This window comes from Micromonospora sp. NPDC023814 (assembly GCF_040639595.1).
GTDB lineage: Bacteria > Actinomycetota > Actinomycetes > Mycobacteriales > Micromonosporaceae > Micromonospora.
This window is the reverse complement of the sequence record NZ_JBFAAF010000053.1, coordinates 15,170-36,877: the sequence shown is the minus strand read 5'-3', so window position 1 is coordinate 36,877 and position 21,708 is coordinate 15,170. Positions and strand designations below refer to the sequence as shown.

The following is a 21,708-nucleotide window of genomic DNA, read 5'->3' as shown; positions in this document are numbered from 1 at the left end:
GCGTTCCCCGGCCACTGGAATGCCTGGCCGGAGTGGACACGTTCGACGACCGTCGACCGTCGTCCGGCGGCGGTGACCGACCGGTCGGTCAGTCGTGATGCCAATAGGCGACTCTCCCCTTGCCGGCCCGCCGCCGCGATCCCGAAGGTTGCCCACGAGAACGTCAGTCACCCGCCGTCGACCCGGGGCGGCGACGCCCGTGCCGCCCACCGCGACGCGGCCGGGCCGACCGGATCCGGCCGGCAGGGTGACGATTCCGAAGAGGGGGGACCACTGGTGGACACCGCCAGCATCGACGCCGAGTACCTGGTGGCCACGTTCGAGGAGGACGACGACCCGGAGCAGCTGATCGGCGACGCCGTCGACTACGACCTGCTCGCGGCGCTGGCAGAGGAGGAGTGACGATGGGCGTGCACCTGGCCCCGACGCTGCGCGTGCTGCGCGAGGAGATCAACACCCGCTGGCCGCACCGGGACAAGGCCTCCGACGGCTGGATCGGCGACGCGGCCCACCAGGCCCGCAAGTCCGACCACAACCCCGACGCCGACGACCGCTCGGTCAACGCGGCGGACTTCGACATCGACGGGATCGACCCGTTGCTGGTCGTCCGGCACTGCATCGAGCACCCGTCCACCCAGTACGTGATCTACAACCGGTTGATCTGGAGCCGTACCCGCGACTTCCGGCCCGCGCGCTACACCGGATCCAACCCGCACACCAAACACCTGCACGTCAGCGTCAGCCACGCCCGGGCCCTGGAGGACAGCCTGCGCCCGTGGGGCGTCGCCACGGCCCGGGCCGCCAAGCTCGGCGACCGGGTCCTGCGGGCGGGCTGCAAGGGCAGCGACGTGCGGGAGTTGCAGACCCTCGCCAACCGGCTGGGCGCCCGCCTCACCGCCGACGGCGTGTTCGGGCCGAAGACCACCGCCTGGGTCCGGACCTTCCAGAAGTCGAAGAAGCTGACGGTCGACGCCGTCGTCGGACCGAAGACCCTGACCGCTCTCCGCAGCGCCACCAGGCCGCCGGCGCCGCAGCCGGCAGGCCGGGCCCCGGGGTCGCGCACCGTCCGCGTCGGCAGCACCGGCGAGGACGTGGCGTACGTCAAGCGGTTCGTCGGCGCGCGGCGGTGCGGACCGCCGGGCACCCGCTTCGACGCGAAGACCGAGGCGGGGGTCCGCTGGTACCAACGGATGCGGGGGCTCACCGACGACGGCATCGTCGGCCGGCTCACCTGGGCCGAGATGGGCGTACGCGTCACCTACTGATCCGCGGCGCGGAACCGGGTCGCCCCGGTCCCGCACCCGTACCGAACCGCCCGGGTCGTGCCGACGACCCGGGGCGCGCAATCGATGACCGGAATGTCCATGGTGTGGCGCGGTCGCCGCGCCGGCGGGGCGGGGGAGTCCATGACCCAGAGCTTGAGCGAAGAGGGCGTACGCGGGGCCGTCCTGGCTACCGTGGGCACGCGGCGGCCGGCTCCGGTGGCCGTCACCCAGAGCCCGACCAGCCGCGTGCCGCACGACCTGTTGCTCGCGGAGCTGCTCGACGCCGTCGACGACCTCGTCCCGTACGCGCAGGAGCTGAAGCCGGCGCGCCGCCGGCTGTGGGCCATGCTGAACCCGGCGGCCGGCGCGCCGGCGCCCACCGCGCGGGCGATGGCGCGCCGGGTCCGGGGCGTGGAGATGGCCTGGGCGGTGACCGTGGCGCTCGGCCCGACCCTGCGCCAACTGGCCGACCTCGCCCGGCCGGGCCAGTACCTCCCCCCGTTCGAGCCACAGCTGCGCGGCCTCCTCCACAAGGCCCGCGAGGCGTACTGCGCCGCGATCACCGAGGCGCTCGACGCCGCGCCACCGCACCGGATCGAGGCCCGGCAGAACGAGGGCGACCGGCTGGTCGGGGAGTTCTCGGCGACGATGCCGCAGCTCTACCTGACCGACCGCATGGGTCTGGAGGCCGTACTCGGGCAGCTCGCCGACCAGGTCACCGACCTCGTCGCCCTGCGGGCGGAACGGGAGGACGACGCCCTTCCCCGACAGGCCGCGGACGCCGAGACCGGCGTCACCATGACCGCCCCCGGGCAGGAGTGGTTCCTGCACCGTCGCCTGCTGGCCGAGCTCTACGCGGTACGCGCCTACCCGTTCCGCGACTACCTGCAGCCGTACCTGCGGTTCAGCCAGAAGCTGCGCACCATCAGCCTGGCGGTGCAGATCCTGACCACCCGGGAACGGCTGTCGTGGCTCGCCGACCAACCGGTGCTGCCCAGCGCGGCGACGGAACGGGTGGACGGGTACGTCGTCGAACTCGCGGCGGCCCTCACCCATGTGGAGCAGAGCTTCCTGCTGCACAAGGACGGCGCGTACGTCGAGGCGGCGGAGCGGCACAGGCTCGCCGTCGCGGTGCTGGCCACCGTCACCGGCCGACCCGGGTTCAAGGCCGACCTCGACGACATCGCCGACACCATCGAACTGCAGAAGACCGTCAAGGCGATCGCGGCCGGGGTGGCGATCGGCGTCGCCACGGCGATCACCGCCGGGGCGGCCGGCGCCGCCGCCGGCGTGGTGCTGGAGACCGTCATCGGCAGCGGCACGGTGCTCGGCTCGATCGCCGTCTCGGCGGGCGTGGTCGCCACCCGGCTGATGTGGGAGACGCTCGTCGCCCGTGGCGCGTCCGAGCTGCTGCTCGGGCCGGAGTCCATCACGGCGACGTCGTTCCAGGAGGACCTCGCGTGGCAGGCGCTGCAGGCCGCCGTCGTCCGTGTCGTGCTCTGCGGCTCCGGGGACATCTTCAAGGCGGTGGCCCGGTCCGGTGACCGGGCCGAGCAGGTCGCCCGGCTCGTGGTCGAGCAGATCACCACCTTCGGGTTCGGCGAGGCGCAGCACCTGATCCGCACCGGGGAGCTGCGCAGCCTGCGGGACAGCGTGGTGGCCGCGGTGCAGCAGGCCGCCACCACGGGCGCCGTCATGGTCGGCGGGCTGATGGCGAGGTCGTTCCTCGACCGGCTCGGCGCGGCCCGCGGGGCGCTCACCGTCGACGGCGAGCGGCGGCTGCAGGAGCTGGAGGCCGAGCGCGCGCAGGTCGCCCAGGACTTCGAGGCCGTCCGCAACGGCACGGCCGGCCCGGAGCAGTTCCGGGCGTGGGCGACCCGCGCGGCGCAGGCCTGGAACGGGCTGGTCGCCCTCGTCGACGGGCTGCCGCCCGGGGCGGAACGCGACGCGGCGTTGCTCCGGCTCACCGCCGCCAAGGGCGAGATCGAGCTGCGCCTCGCCGAGGCCGGGATCAGCGCCTCGCTGACCTGGCCGGACGCCGTACCGACCTTCGAGGGCCTGCTGCCGGGCCTGGTGGTCTTCAGCGACGACGCCCGGCCGGTGCTCGACGCCGCCTACCCGCCCGGCACCCGGCGGCCCACCGACCTCCCCGACGCCGTGCTCGTGTCCGGCTCCGGCGGCCGACGCCTGCTCCTGCTGCCCGAGGGCGACCTGCCGGCGCGGGCCGCGACGCCGGAGCGGCTGGTCCACGTGCCCGAGGCGGGCATGCGGCCCGGGCCGTCACCCGAGCCGGTGGTACTGCCCGGCGCGGCGACCGTGGGCCTGGAGCGCCTCCAGGCCGCCTTCGGCCCCGACAAGGTGGCGAAGATCCTCGCGCAGGCGGCCAAGGGACGGGAGTCGTTCCTGCGTCTGCTCGCGCACCCGGACCTGGCCGGCGTCGGCGCCGTCCAGTCCCGCTCGACCGCCCTGTACGGGCTCGCCTCGCATCCCGCGTCGATCGCGTTCGGGCGGCAGTGGGGTCCGCTGCTGGTGCTGCGGCTGCGCAAGCGGCTCGGCACGGCGCAGCTCGACGACGGGCTCGGCCGGGCCGGCACCCTGCTGGAGCAGGCCCCGGCGGGTGACCGCCCGGCGCTCGTCGCCCGGCTGATGTCGCTGACCAGCCAGCAGCTGCGCCGGGAACTGGCACTCGCTCCCCCGCTGCGCCCGCCACGCCGCAAGATCACGCCGGAGAACCTGGGCGTCGACCGGGCCCACCCCAGTTGGCGGGTCCTGGCCGACGAGGTGGCCCGGGACTTCCCCGCGCTCACCCCCGACCAGCGCCGGGCGATGACCGACTGCCTGCAGGTCATCGAGGTCGCCGAGGCCGGCGAGTTCGACGCGTACCGGCCGCAGACCAGGATCGCGCTCGTCGACTCGTTCGAGAAGATGATGGTCGACGGGCAGATCCGCGTGCCGGATCTGACCATCGTCGCCAACCGCATGCGCGGCCGGCTCGCCGAGCACGTCTTCCTCGGTCCGCTGCCCGTCCTGCAGCAGACGATGTGGTTCCGCGGCGCGCGGATCGGCACCTGGCTGACCGGCCGGTCCAACCTGGACGGGCACTGGGTGGCCGGCGACGTGCCCTGTTTCCTCGAGCTGAAGTCCGACGCGATCCACCTCCAGACCGCCGCGGAGCAGCAGGCGACGGCCCGGCAGTACCTGCGCGACGCGCTCGGGGACTTCGAGAACATCCCGGCCGGATCGCAGTACCACCTCTGGTTCATCCGGGACCCGGGGCCGGACGGGCGGCAGCGGATGCTCGAGATCCTCCTGCCGCCGGGCGGCCCGATCGCGGGAGTGCACTTCGGGCCGGAGCCGCCGCCGGGAGTGCCGCAGCGGTGACCGCCGCAGCGCGACACCACGGCCGACAATCCGACCGGAGCGTCGGCGACCGGGATCGACACCCGGACTCCCGGCCCGGGCGATCCCCCCGACGAGGTCGTTGACCTGGGCGAGGCCAGGCACCTCGACACCGCCGGCGACTGCGGCCCCTGGCCGGACGACGAGCGGCTGATCGCGCCGCGCCCGTCGGGGTGACCCGATACCGGGCCCTCGCACGCCTCCGCACCCTGGCCGGCGACGCACTCGACGAGTGGGGCGCCAAACTCGACCGATGACGAAAAAACAGGCGTGCCGGCACGGCAAGTCCTTCACATCCGCGTGGAATCAGCAGGAAACGCGGAAATTCTTTCATCTATACATTTGAATGCATCGCCGTCTAGCATCACCTCCACCAGATCAACTTCCCGGATCCCTGCACCACCCCTGCACGGGATCCGGCGTCAGGAGAGGGACGACCGATGACACTCCCCCGCCCGTCCAGGCGCCACTGGCGTCTGGGCGTCGCAACAGCCGCGGTCACCGCCGCGGTGGCGTTCGGCACTCCAGCGACCGCCGCCCCCGCCGAGGGGCAGATCCTCCAGGCCGGCGGCGCCACCGCGGTCTCCGACTCGTACATCGTGGTGTTCAAGGACACCGCGGTGACCCGGGCCGAGGTCCCGGGCAGCGCCCGCACTCTGGCCGGTCGGCACGACGGCACCGTCGCCCGGACCTTCCAGCACACGGTGCGCGGGTTCGAGGCCCGGATGTCCGCCGCGCAGGCCCGGCGGTTGGCCGCCGACCCGTCGGTGAAGTACGTCCAGCAGAACCACGTCGTGCGGATCTCCGGTACGCAGAGCCCCACCCCGTCGTGGGGCCTGGACCGCAGTGACCAGCGCGACCTGCCGCTGAACAACTCCTACACCTACCCGAACAGCGGCTCCGGCGTCCGGGCGTACATCATCGACACCGGCATCCGGTTCTCGCACAGCGACTTCGGTGGCCGCGCGGTGACCGGTTTCGACTCGGTCGACGGCGGCTCGGCCGACGACTGCAACGGCCACGGCACCCACGTCGCGGGCACCGTGGGCGGCGCCGCGTACGGCATGGCCAAGAACGTCACCCTGGTCGGCGTCCGGGTCCTCGACTGTGGAGGCAGTGGCACGTACGCCGGGGTGATCGCCGGCATCGACTGGGTCACCGGCGACCACGACCCCGGCGAGCTGGCGGTGGCCAACATGAGCCTCGGCGGCGGGAAGGACCAGGCCGTCAACGACGCGGTCACCGCCTCCATCGCCGACGGCGTCAGCTACGCCATCGCGGCTGGCAACGACTACTCCGCCGACGCCTGCGGTGTCTCGCCGGCCAGCACCCCGAACGCGATCACCGTGGGGGCGACGACCAGCACCGACGCCCGGGCCGACTACTCCAACATCGGCACCTGCCTGGACATCTTCGGCCCGGGCTCGTCGATCACCTCGGCGTGGCACACCGGCGACAGCGCCACCAACACCATCAGCGGCACGTCGATGGCCACCCCGCACGTGGCCGGCGCCGCCGCGCTGGTACTCGCCGCCAACCCGTCGTACACCCCGCAGCAGGTCCGCGACAAGCTCGTCAACGACGCGACCAACGGCAAGGTCACCAACCCGGGCACCGGCTCACCGAACAAGCTGCTCTACGTCGGCAACATCAGCACGCCGACGCAGGACTTCGCCATGTCGGTGTCGCCGACCTCCGGAACGGTCAACCCGGGCAGCTCGGTCACCGCGACCGTCGGCACCACCACCACGGTCGGCAGCGCGCAGAACGTGACGTTCTCCGCCAACGGCCTGCCCGCCGGGGCCACGGCGAGCTTCAGCCCGGCGTCGGTCACCTCCGGCAACTCCGCCACGATGACCATCTCCACCACCGGCACCACCGCGCCGGGCACCTACCCGGTGACCGTCACCGGCACCGGCACGGTCACCACCCAGACCGCGTCGTACACGTTGACGGTCAACGGGCCGCCCGGCTGCTCGCAGACCAACGGCACCGACGTCAGCATCGGCGACAACACCACGGTGGAAAGCTCGATCACCATCAGCGGCTGCTCCGGCAACGCCTCCGCCACCAGCACCGTCGCCGTGAACATCGTCCACACCTACATCGGTGACCTCGTCGTCAGCCTCGTCGCCCCCGACGGCACCGCCTACACCCTGCACAACCGCAGCGGCGGCTCGACCGACAACATCAACCAGACCTACACCGTCAACCTCTCCAGCGAGGCCGCCAACGGCACCTGGAAGCTGCGGGTGCAGGACGCCGCCTCCGGCGACACCGGCTACCTCAACACCTGGACGCTCAACCTGGTCGGCGGGACGCCCCCGGACTGCACCGGCACGAACGGCACCGACGTCAGCATCGGCGACAACACCACGGTGGAAAGCTCGATCACCATCAGCGGCTGCTCCGGCAACGCCTCCGCCACCAGCACCGTCGCCGTGAACATCGTCCACACCTACATCGGTGACCTCGTCGTCAGCCTCGTCGCCCCCGACGGCACCGCCTACACCCTGCACAACCGCAGCGGCGGCTCGACCGACAACATCAACCAGACCTACACCGTCAACCTCTCCTCCGAGGCCCGTAACGGCACCTGGAAGCTGCGGGTGCAGGACGCCGCCTCCGGCGACACCGGCTACCTCAACACCTGGACGCTGACGCTCTAGCGGCAACGGCGTCACCAGCGCACCCCCACACCGGGGCCCCGGCTGAAGCTCCAGTCGGGGCCCCGACATCCGTTGCCGACCCGCACCCGGCGTGGCCTTCGCCGGTGCCGAGGGCTCGCCCTTCCGGTCAGGGTCCTCGTCAGCCGGGCCAACGGGTCCGGATTGGACCTGGTCGCCGCGCGGGCCAGCCTTCCTACGATGACCGTCGACGCCTCGGACACCGCCGGGAGGACCTCATGCCGGAGCGTTTCGCCGACCTGTCCACGCCGCTGATCGCCGACGCCTGCGTACGGCTGGGCGTGCCGCCGCGCGCGGCGCCGGCCGGGATCCGGGCGGTCGTCCCCGGCCACCGCCTCGCCGGGCGGGTGCTGCCGGTGCGCCACCACGGCAGCGTCGACGTGTTCCTGGAGGCGTACGCGGGCGCGGCCCCTGGGGACGTGCTGGTGATCGACAACGGCGGCCGGACGGACGAGGCGTGCGTCGGCGACCTGGCGGTGCTGGAGGGGGCCGCGGCCGGCGTCGCCGGCGTCGTGGTGTGGGGCCTGCACCGGGACACGCCCGAGCTGGTGGAGATCGGCCTGCCCGTGTTCAGCTACGGCAGCCTGCCGGTGGGCCCGGACCGCCTCGACGAGCGGGAGCCGGAGACGCTCGCCAGCGCCCGGATCGGGCCGCACCTGGTGAGTGCCGACGATCTTGTCATCGCCGACGACGACGGGGTGCTCTTCGTCCCCGCCGCGAACGCCGGGGAGGTGTTGGCGGCGGCGCAGCGGATCCGGGGCGTCGAGCGGGTCCAGGCGCAGCGCATCCGCGCCGGCGAGACGCTGCGCGAGCAGACCGGGTTCGCCGACTACCTCGCCCACCGCGCCACGGACCCCGGCCACACCTTCCGGCAGCACCTGCGGCGCGTGGGCGGCGCGATCGAGGAGTGACCGCCCGGGACCGAGCCCGCCGGTTCGGCCCCGGGTTCGGCGTGGGTTCGCCACCGGGCTGGGCGTCGGGGTCGGCCTCGGTTCGCCGCCGGTCGCCGCCTGGCCCGGCATCGTCTCCGTTCGCGCCGGGCGGCACCACGTGAGGGTGGTCATAGCGGCTGGACGCACCACCACGGGGGGCTGCTAGCCTCGTCGGCAGGTCATGAGCGCCAGCGTCAAGCCCCGGCTCGCTGGCCGGCAACCCTCGTCCGCGCAGGGGTGCCCCGGGTGAAGACCAGGCACCGGAGCAGCTTCGGTGCAAGCGTGGCCTGGTTCCCAGGTCAGCAACGACCGAGGAGAGCCATGTCCTTCCGCATCTGCGTACCGACGGTCCCCGCCGCGGCCCCGACGCCGCCGTTGACCCGGCGCCGCCACGTCGACATGATGCGGGTCTGCAGCGCCTCGTGTCGCCCCGGCGACCCGCGCTAGCCACGCACCAGACCCCCTTCCCAGGACCACCCCAGCGGTACGCCCACCGGGCGCACCGCCGGCGACGCACGCCCGTGCCCGCCGTCGGAGACCCCTTTCGGAGACACCTGTGCGATTCCTTCCCGCCCTCACCCGCGCCGCCGCCCTCGGCGTCGCTGCCGTCCTCGCCGCCACCGCCCTGACCGCCTGCGGCGACGACGCGACCGAGGCGACCGACAACCCGTACAACCTGCTCCAGCCGGGTGTGCTGCGCACCGGCACGCTCACGGACGCCCCGCCGAACGTCTACCTCAAGGACGGCAAGTTCACCGGCTTCGACAACGACCTGCTCACCGCGGTCGCCGCGAGGGTCGGCCTGAAGGTCGAGTTCGTCGGGACGGACTTCTCCGCGCTGCTCTCGCAGGTCAACAACCGCAAGTTCGACGTCGGAAGCTCCTCGATCACCATCACCGAGGCCCGCAAGAAGACCGTCGACTTCGGCAACGGCTACGATTTCGGCCACTTCGGGCTCGACGTGCCGGCCAATTCGTCGATCACCGGTTTCGACCAGCTCGCCGGCAAGCGGGTCGTGGTCGTGCAGGGCACCGTCCAGGACGACTACGCCACCGGCGAGGGTCTCGACCCGGTCCGGGTGCCCGACTACAACGGCGCGATCAACCAGCTCAAGGCCGGCACCGCCGACGCCTGGATCGCCCCCGCCGAGATCGGCGACAAGTCGGCCGCCGACAGCAACGGCAAGATCAAGGTGGCGGGGAAGCTGCTCAGCCCGGCCCCGACGGCGTACGCGTTCGCCAAGGGCAACGACAAGCTGCGCGAGGCGCTGAACAAGGGCCTCGACGAGGTGATCGCCGACGGCACGTGGAGCCGCCTGCAGGCCCAGTACTACCCGGGCCGCCCGATCCCCGCCGACTTCAAGCCGGGCAGCGGCACCGTCCCGGTGCCGTCGGCCTCGGCCGCCTCCTGACACCTACGGACGACGAGCGAGCGGGACGGTAGGAGAACACGATGGATCCGTTGAGCACCCTGTGGGAGACCTTCTTCGACTGGGACTCCATGCGCGAGGCGCTGCCCGAGATGCTGACGGTCGGGCTGCCCAACACGCTGATCCTCGCGATCTCCGCCGCCCTGCTCGGCTCGGTGCTGGGCATGGGGCTGGCCGTCGCCGGCATCTCGCGTACCCGATGGTTGCGCTGGCCGGCGCGGGTCTACACCGACGTGTTCCGCGGCCTGCCGGCCGCGGCGACCATCCTGCTCATCGGCGTCGGTCTGGCGCCGCTGGGCATGGAGGTGTGGGGCCCCAACCCGTATCCCCTGGGCATCCTGGCGCTGTCGCTGATCGCGGCGGCCTACATCGGCGAGATCTTCCGCTCCGGCATCCAGTCGGTGGAGGCCGCCCAGTTGGAGGGGGCCCGGGCGCTGGGCCTGTCCTGGGGCGAGGCGATGCGCCTGGTGATCGTGCCGCAGGGCATCCGCCGGGTGCTGCCGGCCTGGGTGAACCAGCTGATCGCGCTGATCAAGGACTCGAGCCTGGTCTACTTCCTCGGCCTGCTGGCCAGCCAGCGGGAGCTGTTCCGGATCGGGCAGGACTACGCGGCGAACACCGGCAACCAGTCGGCGCTGCTGCTGGCCGGCCTGTTCTACCTGGCGCTGACCGTGCCGCTGACCCACGTCGTGAACTGGATCGACCGGCGGCTGCGGCACGGCCGGCAGGCCGCCGCGCCCGCCGACGACGACGACCTCGACCTGGCGCTGCCGGGCGCGGCGGGAGGAAACCAGCGATGAGCATCGACACGACGACCTCGGTGAGCCTGAGCGTCCGCGACGTGCACCTGGCCTTCGGGTCGCACCGGGTGCTGCGCGGCGTGGACCTGGACGTCGCGCGGGGCGCGACGGCCTGCGTGATCGGCCCGTCCGGCTCGGGCAAGTCCACGCTGCTGCGCGCCATCAACCGGCTCATCGAGCCCGACCGGGGCGACGTGCTGCTCGACGGGCGCAGCGTGCTGGGCGACGATCCGGACGCCCTGCGGCAGCGGGTCGGCATGGTCTTCCAGCAGTTCAATCTCTTTCCGCACATGAGCGTGCTGCGCAACATCACCCTCGCGCTGCGCCGGATCAGGAAGCTTGGTGAGGACGAGGCGGTGGCGGTCGCCCGCGACCACCTGGAGCTGGTGGGGCTCGCGGCCAAGGCCGACGCCCGGCCGGCGCACCTGTCGGGAGGGCAGCAGCAGCGGGTCGCGATCGCCCGCGCGCTGGCGTTGCGGCCGCAGGTGATGCTCTTCGACGAGGCGACCTCGGCTCTGGACCCGGAGTTGGTCAAGGGGGTGCTGGGGCTGATGGCCGAGCTGTCCGCCGGCGGCATGACGATGGTGGTGGTCACCCACGAGATGGGCTTCGCCCGCGAGGTCGCCGACACCGTCGCGTTCATGGATCGCGGCGTGGTGCTGGAGGCCGGCGAGCCGGCCGCGATCTTCGAGGGGGCGGAGCACCCCCGGCTGCGCCGCTTCCTCTCCCAGGTGCTCTGACCCCGCCGCGACATCCCCACCGAGGAGGACCACCGGCACTGCCGGGAACACGGGCCCCGGCCGCTACTTCTTCACGTCCTTGTGCCGGTAGGTGACCTTCGACTCGGACGTCCCCTTCCCGGTCACGATCGGCTCGTGGTCGAGGGCCGCCTCACGCATGCGCTCGCCCGCCGTGTCGGAAACGGGCGAGGTGTGGAAACCGGCGCCTGCATTCCTCCTTCCTGTCGCTGACCGCGGTGAAGTGGGTGACGACCTCCTTGGCCCCGTGCTCCTCGGTCTTCGCCGTCACGAACTCGGCCGCGATCTCCAGCAACGGAGCGACCTGGCCGGTCACCGGGCTGACGACCCACGGCCACCTGCGCGTCGCTGCCCGTGATCCCCGACCTCGACACGGACGGTCACCCGGACGGCCGGGCGGCTCCTTATTGACCAGCGGCGGAGGTCTGGGCAATATCTTCCACAACACAGGCGGCCACTGGAGTTTCCTTTCACGCACCCTTTCCCACCCCCGACCCGGCCGCACAGGAGATGCCATGCACCTCGACCACTCCGAACTGGACCGTCGGACCCTGCTGCGGGCCGGCCTCGGCGCCGCCACGGTCGCGGTCGTCGGAAGCGAACTCGCCTTCCCCGCCGCCGCGCAGGCGGACCCCGGCGCCGACCTGGACTGGATCTACAGCTGCGACGAGTGGGGCGCGCGTCCGCCGGCGGACCCGCTGTCGGTCAGCGCCATCCCCACCAACAAGATCATCGTGCACCACATGGCGTTCCCGAACGTCACCGACTACTCCGAGGCGCAGGCGATCAAGCTGGCCCGCGACTGCCAGGACCTGCACATGGACGGCAACCGCTGGTCCGACACCGGCCAGCACTTCACCGTCAGCCGCGGTGGATACGTCATGGAGGGGCGCCGGGGCAGCCTGGAGCGGCTGCAGGCCGGCGACCGGCAGATGATCTCGGCGCACTGTCCGGGCGAGAACGGCCGGGCGATCGGCATCGAGAACGAGGGCACGTACGTCACCGAGACGCCGCCGGAGGCGTTGCTGGACTCGCTGGTCAAGCTCTGCACGACCATCTGCCGGCAGTACGGTCTGCACGCCCACGACATCTTCGGGCACTGGGACTTCCGCACCACGCAGTGCCCCGGCGCCGCCTTCTACCGGCAGTTCCCCGTCCTGCGCCGCCGGGTGTTCGAGGCGCTCGACACCGACCTGGCGGACGTGCCGGCCCGCCGCTGGCCGGACCTGTGGCGGTTCGTCGGCTCGCCGTCGGTGCGGGTCGTGCAGTACCTGCTGGCCCACCGCGGCTACACCGTGCCGGTCAACAGCGTCTTCGACGCCGCCACCGTCGCGGCCGTGCAGGACTGGCAGTACCGCAACGGCATCCCGGTCGACGTCGACGCCACGCTCACCGCGCCGACCTGGGAGACGCTGGCGCCGGAGCTCGACAAGGACGCCGCCGGGATCCCGGTCAGCGCCGCCCAGTTCATGCTCAACTTCAAGGGGTGGGCGGACGTCGCCGTCACCGGCGAGTACGACCACGCCACCAAGAAGGCCGTCCAGGATCTCCAGGCGCTGCACGGCCTGCCGCGCAACGGCAAGCTCACCACCAACACGTGGTGCGTCCTCGTCGGCGGCGTCGTGCGCCACTCCTTCCGGCACTGACCGCCCGCGGCCCGTGGGACGACCTCCCGCTCCCACGGGCCGCGGAACGTGGGCGCGCCTCGTCCACATCCGGCCCCTGATCTGCGACGATGACGCCTTCACGACCGGAGGAGGGTGCTGTGGCGTCTCGGCTCAACCCGTACATCAGCTTTCCGGGCACCGCACGGGAGGCGATGGAGTTCTACCAGCGTGTGTTCGGCGGCTCGCTGTCGATGAGCACCTTCGGCGAGTTCGGCACCGACGATCCCGCGCTGACCGACAAGATCATGCATGCGATGTTGGAGACCGACCGGGGCTACACCCTGATGGCCTCGGACACCGCGCCGGGGATGGAGCACGATCCGGGCAACAACGTCGCCGTCAGCCTCAGCGGCGACGACGCCGACGAGCTGCGCGGCTACTGGGAGAAGCTCGCCGACGGCGGCACGGTGACCATGCCGCTGGAGAAGCAGATGTGGGGCGACGAGTTCGGCATGTGCGTCGACCGCTTCGGCACCAGATGGATGGTGGACATCGGCCAGCCCCAGCGCTGACCTCGGGAGCGCTCCCGCGGCCCGGCGGGCCGGCCGGAGGTGTACCGGCGGCGCGACCGGGTACCGACCGCTGTCCGACGGGTCCGCGGCGCGCACCGGCGCGCCCGGGCCCGCAGCCGCCGGTCAGGGGGTGCACCGATGCCGTCGACGCCGCCGAGCGCGCCTGCCGCCGGGACCCCCGCCGCCCGCGCGACGCCGCCGCGCCCGCCGGCCGCCCGCCCCGGCGGGACCCTCTCCGGCCGCAGGAGGTCCCGCCGGCCGCGGCCGCCCCGGACGCCGGTGCCACGCCGGCCGCCGGACCGATGAGCGGCGTCCGGAACCTGCGGGTCCGACCGGATCTGCTCTACGTGGCGAGCGGCTGGAGCACGCTGGTCACCGACGTGCGCGGCCGGATCACCGGCGCCGACCCGCAGGGCTTCTTCGCGCGCAACACCCGGGTGCTCAGCACGGAGCGCCTCGCCGTGGACGGCCGCGAGCCGGTGCCGTTCAGCACGGCCAACGTGGCCGGCCACGCCCAGCTCTCGTACGCGGCACTCGGCGACGGTGAGACACTGCCCTCCCGCGCGGCCTACCTCCTGGTGGAGCGCTTCGTCGGCGAGGGGCTGCGCACCCGGCTGACCGTGGTCAGCTACGCCCCGGTGCCGCTGGAACTGGAACTGCGGATCGATCTCGCCGCCGACTTCGCCGACACCAGCGAGGCCGAGACCGGCCGCCGGGTGCAGTCGGGCGCGGTCGACGCGAGCTGGCACCCCGACGACCGCGAGCTGCGCCTGACCTACCGGTGCGACGGCCTCGACCGGGCGGTGGCGATCGGCGTACACGCGGATTCGCCCGTCCGGTACGTGGACGACGCCGTCCTGGTCGCGGTCGCGGTGCCGCCCCGGGGGTCGGGCCGGGTGGAACTCGTGGTCGAGCCGATCTTCGCGGGACGGCGTCTCGCCGCGCCGCCGCCGACCTTCGCCGAGCCGGGCGACGACGCGGCCCGCGCCCGCGCCCACCTCGCCCGGGAACTGACCCGGCTGAGCAGCAGCAACTTCGACGTCACGGCGGCCTGGCGGTGCGCGGTCGACGACCTGGCGGTGCTGCCGCTGGGTGAGCCGGCCGGGCCGACGGCGCCGATGGCCGGCCTGCCGATCTACCAGGAGATCTTCGGCCGCGACACGATGACCGCGTCGTGGCAGGCCCTGCTCGCCGGGCCGACGATGCTGGCGGACAGCCTGCGGCTCAACGCCGGCCACCTCGGGCGGCGCATCGACGACTGGCGCGACGAGGAGCCCGGCAAGCCGTTGCACGAGGCCCGCCGGGGCCCGGTGTCCGCGCTCGGGCTCGACCCGTTCAGCGGCTACTACGGCGACTGGTCGACCGCGCCGGACTTCCTGATCTTCCTCGGGCAGTACTTCGCGTGGACGGGGGATCTCGACACGGTGCGGGACCTGCTGCCGGTCGCGCGCCGCGCGCTGGACTGGATCGACCGGTACGGCGACCCCGACCGGGACGGCTTCCTCGAATACCACTGCCGGTCCCGGGCCGGGCTGAAGAACCAGGGCTGGAAGGACTCGGACACCGCGATCGTCGACGAGCGCGGCGAGGTGGTGCCCAACCCGATCGCGACCAGCGAGTTGCAGGCGTACTGGTACGCCGCGCTGCGGCACGCCGCCGTGGTGTTCGCCGCGGCCGGTCACCCCGCGCTCGGCGCCCGGCTGCTCCGCCGGGCCACGGTCCTTCGCCGCCGCTTCCACCGCGCCTTCTGGATGCCCGAGCGGGGCTGTCACGCCATGGCGCTCGACCCGGACAAGCGGCAGGTGCGTTCGGTCAACTCCAACGACGGTCACCTGCTCGCCACCGGGATCGTGCCGGCCCGGCTCGCTCCCCTGGTCGCCGACCGGCTGCTGGCCGACGACATGTTCAGCGGCTGGGGGGTGCGCACCCTGTCGTCGGCACACCCGGCGTACAACCCGTTCAGCTACCACCGGGGCAGCGTCTGGCCCGTGGAGGCGGGCACGATCGGCCTCGGGCTGGCCCGGTACGGCTGCTGGGAGCACCTGCACCGCCTCGCTGAGGGGATGTTCGCCGCGGCGGCGCTCTTCACCGAGCACCGCCTGCCGGAGGTGCTCAGCGGCCTGCCGCGCGACGACGCGCACCCGCACCCCGGCGTCTACCCGAACTCGTGCTCCCCGCAGGCCTGGTCCGCCAGCGCGGTCGTCGCGCTCACCCAGGCGCTGCTGGCGCTGCGCCCGGCCGCGCCGCTGCGGACGATCTTCGTCGACCCGCACCTGCCCGAGTGGCTGCCGGACCTCGTCCTCGAGGGCGTGCAGGTCGGCGGGCGCACCGTCGACCTGACCGTCCGGCGTGGACGCGGCGGGCGTACGTCGCTGCGCGCCCGCGGCGACCGGATCGCGGTGGTGCGCCGGCCCACGCTCCAGGCGATGTCCGCCCGCCGGCACCGCCCCTGACCGGCCGCGCATCCGGGACCGCCGGCGCCTCCGCCGGCTCGAAACGCCCGAACGGGCCGGTTTCGGGACGACCCTCGCGGTCGCCACTGTCCGACCGGCGTCCCGCACCGTACGCGCTGCTGTCGGCGCAGGTCGGATAGCGGCGGAACCAGCCAGCGGGACTAGGATCCTGTCGTGGCCGACGCGGGGCTCATCCAGGACGACGAGCGGTTACGCCGTCTCGAGGCGGTGACCGACGCCGCCCTGTCCCGGCTCGACGCGGCCGACCTCTTCGACGAGCTGCTCGATCGCGTCCGGGATCTGCTCGGCGTCGACACCGCGGCCATCCTGCTGCTGGACGCGCACGCCCAGCAGCTCGTGGCCACCGCCGCCAAGGGTCTCGAGGAGGAGGTCCGGCGAGGCTTCCGCGTCTCGGTCGGCCGGGGTTTCGCCGGCCGGATCGCGCTGACCCGACGGCCGGTGGTCATCGAGGAGGTCACCCCCGACGCGGTGGTCAACCCCGTCCTGCTGGCGATGGGCCTGAGGTCGCTGCTGGGCGTGCCGATATTCGCCCGCGGTGAGCTCATCGGCGTGCTGCACGTCGGCACGCTGCGTCACCGCCAGTTCACCGCCGACGACGTCCGCCTGCTGGAGCTGGTCGCCGACCGGGCCAGCCTCGCCCATTTCGCCCGGGCGAACAACCTGGCGCAGACCGCCGCCCTCGCCCTGCAGCGCAGCCTGCTGCCCAACCAGCTGCCCGAGGTGCCCGGTCTGGCCATGGCCGCCCGGTACGTGCCCGGTCACGTCGCCGGCGTCGGCGGGGACTGGTACGACGTCTTCAGCCTGCCGTCGGGCTGGCTGGGGCTGGTGATCGGCGACGTGTCGGGGCACGGCCTGCAGTCGGCCGTGGTGATGGGGCGCGTCCGCAGCGCGCTGCGCGCGTACGCGCTGGTCAGCGACGATCCGGCGGAGGCGTTGGCGCTGCTGGACCGGAAGGTCTCCCACTTCGAGGCCGGCAGCCTGACGACGGCCCTCTACGTCATGGTCTCCCCCGACAGGGGCAGGATCCGGATCTCCAGCGCCGGGCACCTGCAACCCGTCCTCGCCGTGCCGGGCCGGCCGGGCGCCCTGGTCCCGGTCCCCGTCGACCCTCCGCTCGGCACGGGTCGCCGCCCGCCCGCCCGCCGGCAGACCGAGGTGGACCTTCCGCCGGGGGCCGTCCTGGCCTGCTTCACCGACGGGCTCGTCGAACGCCGCGACGAGGTCATCGACGTCGGTGTCCAGCAGCTCGTCGACGCGGTCCGGCCGGACCCTCCCGAGGAGGTCTGCCGCACCGTCATGGCGGCCCTCGGCGTCGAGCAACCGACCGACGACATCGCCCTGCTGGTCGTCCGTCGGCAGCCGACGCACGGCTGATCCGGCCGGGTCCGCGCCGCCAGCCCGTTTGGCGGAGGGCGATCGCGGAAAGAGTGGCGGGCATGAAGTGGGCAAGTCGAGCCGTACCCGCCGCCGTCGCCGCCGTCGCGGCCCTCGCCGCGCGCGACCTGATCCAGCGCGACCACGCGTTGCTGCGCAACTTCCCGGTCCTCGGCCGGGCCCGCTACCTGCTCGAGTCGATCGGGCCGGAGCTGCGCCAGTACATCGTCGCGGGCAACAACGAGGAACGCCCGTTCACCCGCGACCAGCGCCGCTGGGTGTACGCGTCGGCGAAGCAGCAGAACAACTACTTCGGCTTCGGCACCGACAACGACATCGAGTTCACCCCCGGCTATCCGATCATCAAGCACCGCACCTTCGGCCGCGCCGTACCGCCGTCCGCTCCGGGTGCCGGGCACGACGTGCGGCTGCCGTGCGCGAAGGTGCTCGGCGCCGCCCGGGGCCGGGCCCACGCCTTCCGGCCCGAGTCGGTGGTGAACATCTCCGGGATGAGCTTCGGATCGCTCTCCGGCAACGCCGTGGAGGCCCTCAACCGGGGCGCGGCGCTGGCGGGCTGCCTGCAGAACACCGGCGAGGGTGGGCTGTCCCCGTACCACCGCAAGGGCGGTGACCTGGTCTTCCAGATCGGCACGGCGTACTTCGGCTGCCGCGACGAGCAGGGCCGGTTCAGCCTCGACCGGCTCAGGGACCTCGTCGCCGGGGCGCCCGTACGGGCGCTGGAGGTCAAGCTCAGCCAGGGCGCCAAGCCCAGCCTCGGTGGCCTGCTGCCGGCCGCCAAGGTCTCCGCAGAGATCGCCGCGACCCGGGGCATCGCGCCGGGGCGGGACTGCGTGAGCCCGTCCCGGCACGCCGAGTTCTCCGACTGCGACAGCCTGCTCGACTGGGTGGAGCTGCTCACCGCCGAGACCGGCCTGCCGGTGGGCATCAAGGCCGCGGTGGGCGACCTCGGCTTCTGGGAGGAGCTGGCCACCCTGATGCGCGACACCGGGCGCGGGGTCGACTTCGTCACCGTCGACGGCGGCGAGGGCGGCACGGGCGCCGCGCCGTTGATCTTCACCGACTCGGTGTCGCTGCCGTTCCAGCAGGGCTTCACCCGGGTCTACAGGGTCTTCGCCGAACGCGACCTGCACGAGCAGGTGGTCTTCGTCGGCGCCGGCAAGCTCGGCCTGCCCGACAACGCCGTGGTGGCGTTCGCGCTGGGCTGCGACATGGTCAACGTCGGCCGGGAGGCGATGCTGGCGATCGGCTGCATCCAGGCCCAGAAGTGCCACACCGACACGTGCCCCACCGGGGTCGCCACGCAGAACCAGTGGCTCGCCCGGGGCCTCGACCCGACCCGGAAGTCGGTCCGCGCGGCCAACTACGTCAGGACCCTGCGGCGGGACCTGGTCAAGGTCGCCGAGGCGTGCGGCGTCGAGCACCCGGGCCTGATCGACACCGACGCCATCGAGGTCCTCGACGGCCGCACCGCCTCCCACCCGCTGCACGAGGTGTACGGGTACCGTCCCGGCTGGGGCCTGCCATCCGCCGCCGACCGGGCGGAGATCGTACGCCTGATGACGGCGGAGGCGCCGCAGGGCGGCAGCGCCCCGCCCTCGCCAACCGCGATGCCGTGATCGCCTGTCAGCCGCGCGTCACGGACTCCAACGTCAGCCACGGAGCACCGCCGATCGCGACCGCCATTCCCGGGCCAACATCGCGAACACGAGCCGGTCGGCCCACTCGCCACGGAACAGGTAGCTCTCGACATGCCGCGCCTCGCACCGCATCCCCAGCCGGGTCATCAGCCGGGCCGACGCCTCGTTGCCGGCGTGGCACCGGCCGTAAACGCGGTGCAGGCCGAACTCCTCGAAGCCCCATCCCAGCAGCGCCGCCACGGCCTCGGTGGCCAGCCCCCGGCCTGAGAACTCCGGGTTGAAGACGTAACCGATCTCGGCGGTGCCGTCGGCCTGGCTCCGCCAGACCAGCTCGACGGTGCCGGTCACCCGCCCGTCCAGCTCGGCGGCCAAGGTCAGGATGTCGCCCTCGGCACGCAGCCCGTCCTCGCGGGTCATCGTCGCCACCGACTCCCGCGACTGCTCGCGGCTGCGCGGCTCGTTGCCGAGCATCCAGCGGCACACGTCGGGCCGGCGCTGGTACGCGTACACGTCGTCGAGGTCGTCCATCGTGACCGGCCGGAGGGTGAGCCGGCGCGCGCGAATCGGGGTGAACACGGCCGGAGCGTACGGGATCCGGCCCGTTCGGTCCGGACCGTTTCGACAGAGCCAGAGGCAGGCGGCCCGGGCCGACCTGGCGCATACCGCACCGCTGCAGTCGCAAAACGCGAGGAGTTCGTCCAGATCGTCGACGATCTTGGGCGGCCCGGCCGAATTTGCGCCGTAGGCCAGGGGCACCGAACGGCTCAGTCGTGGAGAGTGACGTTGGGCAGTGGGCGGCCAGTGGCGTCGAACAACACGGCTCCACAGTCGCAGCGCTCGTCGGCCAGGGTCTGGGTCGCCGACAGTTGCCAGACCAGCATCTCCGAGCAGTTCGGGCAGTCCAGGCTGACCAGGGTCTCTTCGGGTTCCGAGTCCCAGGCCCGCACCGGGAGGCCCTGGTGCATCAACCCGGTCAACTCACGCTCACCGGTCAGCGCCACCAGTACCTCGTAGGTGTCGGTGCCGTTGTCCCGTACCACGAGCGTGCAGCCGAGATCTGCCAGCACACCGGACAGATGATCGAGCTGGCGGACCGGGAAATCACCGCGGCGCAGAGTCGGGTCGGCCTCGGCCGCGTGGTAGAGGACGTTGGTGTCGACGTCTGTCGGCTCTGCCCCGAAGGCCCGTACCCGACCAGCCACGAACGCCGCCAGCTGGCCTGGGTAATCCTCACCAGTCCAGTCCATCGTGAACATCACACTGTCGACTCGGACCCCCCGAACCCGCTCGCCGGGGGTCAGGACCAGCTCTTCCAGCTCTGCCACGACGATCACGCTATCAACTGCCGGGCGGCGGACCGTACCGTTGTTGTGCCGTTGTCGTGCATGACCAACGCCAGCCTCCGCGCCTATCTGTGCGACCTCTTAACACTCAGACGATCACCGATGGGCTGCGATCCCTTCACGCTGGGGCGGCCCGCGACTACGAAGCCCTACCGACCGGCTCGCTCCGTCAACGGGCGTGGCGCTGAAGGCGATGGCCGTCGGCGGTGGTGAGCCAAGAGCCGTCGCCGAGCGGTTCGAAGTCGTACTGTTCAGCAGAGAACGGTGCCATCTGCCCTCGGACCTCGCCGGTTCGCGGGTCGACGATGTACCGCTCGAACCACTCCTCCTCATCGTCGGCCTCGCCGATGACGGTCACAACGGCGGTGTCGTCGCCGAGGTAGCCACCAACCCACTCGACGAACACGCCGTCGGCATCATGGCCGAGCGACTCCGCCGTTACTCGCGCGACGACTACGCCGTCGGGATACGCATGGAAAGCGGCGTCATGCTGATCGTGGTCCACGGTCATGAAATGGCGGCCGCCCGGCGCTACGTCGACAAGGACCCGATGCGGCCACGGATACTCGGTCAGCTCGATCCGACCGTTCTCGAAGCGACCCCGGTAGATCAGCGAGCCATCCTGCCCTTCCCCCACATTCAGCAGCATGTGCCTACCGTCTGGATGGGCGAAGTGCCTGCCCCCGTGACCGGCCGAACACAAGTCCACCTGCGCCATCACCCGGCCGGTACCCGCGTCGACGGCCAACCACTGATCGGCGCCGGTACCGCGCGCCGTCGCGTCAGGTCGGAACACCCACACGATCATTCCGTCCAAGGAGTAGGCGCAGCAGCTATGGACGATGGGCCACGGTGCCGCAGCGGGGATGAAGTCGAGCTGCCACAGCCTCCGTCCGGTACGGTCGATACACGTCACGTGGTCGGGCATCGCGTACACCGCGCGGCTCAGGTCGGGTGCTACGGCATGGTCGTCCAACTCCATGTGCGCCCCAACGGGAAAGGTCCCTGCGGGCACCACGTCCGACACCGGCGCTGAGCCGACAGAAATCTCGTAGGCCAGCACAAGCCCATCCCGGTACCGGGATCGCACACGAAATTGCGTCATGGCGCAGGACGGTAGCCGACCCGAAGGCGGGACTCGTGACCGACGTGCCAGCCCAACTTCGTTGGAATTCGATCGCCGAGGCGGGGCTCTCTCAGCGGCACGACCACTGGCACCCGGATGCGCACCGGTGCAGGATCGAACAATTGTCAAGAGTTGTGGATGCAGTGGTCCTATAGGCCACTCCGGCCTGACAGGCTCGAATCCCGAGGCCGATGGACAGGTGAGTCTTGCCGGTGCCGGGCGGGCCCAAGAAGACGACGTTCTCCTTCGACGCCGCGAAGTCGAGGGTGCCGAGGTGAGCAGTG

At 72.3% G+C, this 21,708-nt stretch carries 17 protein-coding genes, 1 pseudogene and 1 riboswitch; of the genes and pseudogenes, 13 read left to right on the top strand and 5 right to left on the bottom strand.

Translation table 11 applies throughout. From position 1 onward, the window contains the following. Positions 1–276: 276 nt before the first annotated feature. The 8 genes from AB0G14_RS24815 to AB0G14_RS24780 all read left to right on the top strand — a co-directional run bounded on the left by AB0G14_RS24815 (position 277) and on the right by AB0G14_RS24780 (position 11,252). Positions 277–402 carry a hypothetical protein gene (locus tag AB0G14_RS24815; protein ID WP_350679578.1) on the top strand — a complete coding sequence of 42 codons (126 nt, stop codon included), beginning with the start codon at positions 277–279 and terminating at the stop codon, positions 400–402. A gap of 2 nt (positions 403–404) precedes the next feature. Beyond that, the gene (locus AB0G14_RS24810) at positions 405–1,265 is read left to right on the top strand and encodes a peptidoglycan-binding protein (protein ID WP_350708147.1); all 861 of its coding nucleotides are present in this window, start codon (positions 405–407) and stop codon (positions 1,263–1,265) included. Between the two features lie 141 nt (positions 1,266–1,406). Next, positions 1,407–4,646: a hypothetical protein gene (locus AB0G14_RS24805; protein ID WP_357701194.1), complete on the top strand. Its 3,240-nt coding sequence runs from the start codon at positions 1,407–1,409 to the stop codon at positions 4,644–4,646. A gap of 458 nt (positions 4,647–5,104) precedes the next feature. Further along, positions 5,105–7,333 (top strand): S8 family peptidase, encoded by a 2,229-nt coding sequence (locus AB0G14_RS24800; protein WP_357701192.1) that lies wholly within the window; start codon positions 5,105–5,107, stop codon positions 7,331–7,333. Between the two features lie 236 nt (positions 7,334–7,569). After that, positions 7,570–8,262 (top strand): hypothetical protein, encoded by a 693-nt coding sequence (locus AB0G14_RS24795; protein WP_357701190.1) that lies wholly within the window; start codon positions 7,570–7,572, stop codon positions 8,260–8,262. A 198-nt stretch (positions 8,263–8,460) separates the two neighbouring features. Beyond that, a riboswitch (SAM riboswitch) is annotated at positions 8,461–8,572 on the top strand. Between the two features lie 267 nt (positions 8,573–8,839). Further along, positions 8,840–9,694, top strand: coding sequence for an ABC transporter substrate-binding protein (locus tag AB0G14_RS24790; RefSeq protein WP_357701188.1), 855 nt, complete (start codon positions 8,840–8,842; stop codon positions 9,692–9,694). Between the two features lie 41 nt (positions 9,695–9,735). Then, positions 9,736–10,512: an amino acid ABC transporter permease gene (locus AB0G14_RS24785; RefSeq protein WP_357701186.1), complete on the top strand. Its 777-nt coding sequence runs from the start codon at positions 9,736–9,738 to the stop codon at positions 10,510–10,512. A gap of 2 nt (positions 10,513–10,514) precedes the next feature. Next, positions 10,515–11,252, top strand: a complete 738-nt coding sequence (locus AB0G14_RS24780) for an amino acid ABC transporter ATP-binding protein (protein WP_350708358.1) — start codon at positions 10,515–10,517, stop codon at positions 11,250–11,252. Positions 11,253–11,403: 151 nt separating this feature from the next. On the opposite strand, the gene AB0G14_RS24775 is transcribed toward AB0G14_RS24780, so the two are convergent. Then, entirely contained in the window at positions 11,404–11,586 is a 183-nt protein-coding gene (locus AB0G14_RS24775; protein WP_357701184.1) for a hypothetical protein, read from the bottom strand. A 199-nt stretch (positions 11,587–11,785) separates the two neighbouring features. Between AB0G14_RS24775 and AB0G14_RS24770 the strand changes: the two genes are divergently transcribed. From AB0G14_RS24770 to AB0G14_RS24750, 5 genes are all read left to right on the top strand, one after another. Further along, complete coding sequence (locus tag AB0G14_RS24770) at positions 11,786–12,916, top strand: N-acetylmuramoyl-L-alanine amidase (protein WP_357701182.1); 1,131 nt, start codon at positions 11,786–11,788, stop codon at positions 12,914–12,916. A 119-nt stretch (positions 12,917–13,035) separates the two neighbouring features. Then, positions 13,036–13,449: a VOC family protein gene (locus AB0G14_RS24765; RefSeq protein WP_357701180.1), complete on the top strand. Its 414-nt coding sequence runs from the start codon at positions 13,036–13,038 to the stop codon at positions 13,447–13,449. 302 nt (positions 13,450–13,751) lie between these two features. Next, entirely contained in the window at positions 13,752–15,902 is a 2,151-nt protein-coding gene (locus AB0G14_RS24760; RefSeq protein ID WP_357701178.1) for a glycogen debranching N-terminal domain-containing protein, read from the top strand. A 174-nt stretch (positions 15,903–16,076) separates the two neighbouring features. Beyond that, positions 16,077–17,297, top strand: coding sequence for a GAF domain-containing SpoIIE family protein phosphatase (locus AB0G14_RS24755; protein WP_357701176.1), 1,221 nt, complete (start codon positions 16,077–16,079; stop codon positions 17,295–17,297). Positions 17,298–17,359: 62 nt separating this feature from the next. Further along, positions 17,360–18,934 (top strand): FMN-binding glutamate synthase family protein, encoded by a 1,575-nt coding sequence (locus AB0G14_RS24750; protein ID WP_357701174.1) that lies wholly within the window; start codon positions 17,360–17,362, stop codon positions 18,932–18,934. Positions 18,935–18,967: 33 nt separating this feature from the next. Here AB0G14_RS24750 and AB0G14_RS24745 read toward each other — a convergent pair whose 3' ends face one another. The 4 genes and pseudogenes from AB0G14_RS24745 to AB0G14_RS24730 form a co-directional block, all read right to left on the bottom strand. Beyond that, complete coding sequence (locus AB0G14_RS24745) at positions 18,968–19,531, bottom strand: GNAT family N-acetyltransferase (protein WP_357701172.1); 564 nt, start codon at positions 19,529–19,531, stop codon at positions 18,968–18,970. Between the two features lie 188 nt (positions 19,532–19,719). Then, complete coding sequence (locus AB0G14_RS24740; RefSeq protein ID WP_357701170.1) at positions 19,720–20,289, bottom strand: hypothetical protein; 570 nt, start codon at positions 20,287–20,289, stop codon at positions 19,720–19,722. Between the two features lie 178 nt (positions 20,290–20,467). Then, positions 20,468–21,403, bottom strand: a complete 936-nt coding sequence (locus AB0G14_RS24735) for a hypothetical protein (protein WP_357701168.1) — start codon at positions 21,401–21,403, stop codon at positions 20,468–20,470. 160 nt (positions 21,404–21,563) lie between these two features. Then, positions 21,564–21,704 (bottom strand): annotated as a pseudogene (locus AB0G14_RS24730) (ATP-binding protein); the annotation flags it as partial. Positions 21,705–21,708: the final 4 nt, after the last annotated feature.

What these genes read in the sequence shown, in the direction of transcription:
- AB0G14_RS24810 (WP_350708147.1), top strand. Translation starts at nt 405, where the DNA reads ATGGGCGTGCACCTGGCCCCGACGCTGCGCGTGCTGCGCGAGGAGATC.
- AB0G14_RS24805 (WP_357701194.1), top strand. Translation starts at nt 1,407, where the DNA reads ATGACCCAGAGCTTGAGCGAAGAGGGCGTACGCGGGGCCGTCCTGGCT.
- AB0G14_RS24800 (WP_357701192.1), top strand. Translation starts at nt 5,105, where the DNA reads ATGACACTCCCCCGCCCGTCCAGGCGCCACTGGCGTCTGGGCGTCGCA.
- AB0G14_RS24795 (WP_357701190.1), top strand. Translation starts at nt 7,570, where the DNA reads ATGCCGGAGCGTTTCGCCGACCTGTCCACGCCGCTGATCGCCGACGCC.
- AB0G14_RS24785 (WP_357701186.1), top strand. Translation starts at nt 9,736, where the DNA reads ATGGATCCGTTGAGCACCCTGTGGGAGACCTTCTTCGACTGGGACTCC.
- AB0G14_RS24770 (WP_357701182.1), top strand. Translation starts at nt 11,786, where the DNA reads ATGCACCTCGACCACTCCGAACTGGACCGTCGGACCCTGCTGCGGGCC.
- AB0G14_RS24760 (WP_357701178.1), top strand. Translation starts at nt 13,752, where the DNA reads ATGAGCGGCGTCCGGAACCTGCGGGTCCGACCGGATCTGCTCTACGTG.
- AB0G14_RS24750 (WP_357701174.1), top strand. Translation starts at nt 17,360, where the DNA reads ATGAAGTGGGCAAGTCGAGCCGTACCCGCCGCCGTCGCCGCCGTCGCG.
- AB0G14_RS24735 (WP_357701168.1), bottom strand. Translation starts at nt 21,403, where the DNA reads ATGACGCAATTTCGTGTGCGATCCCGGTACCGGGATGGGCTTGTGCTG.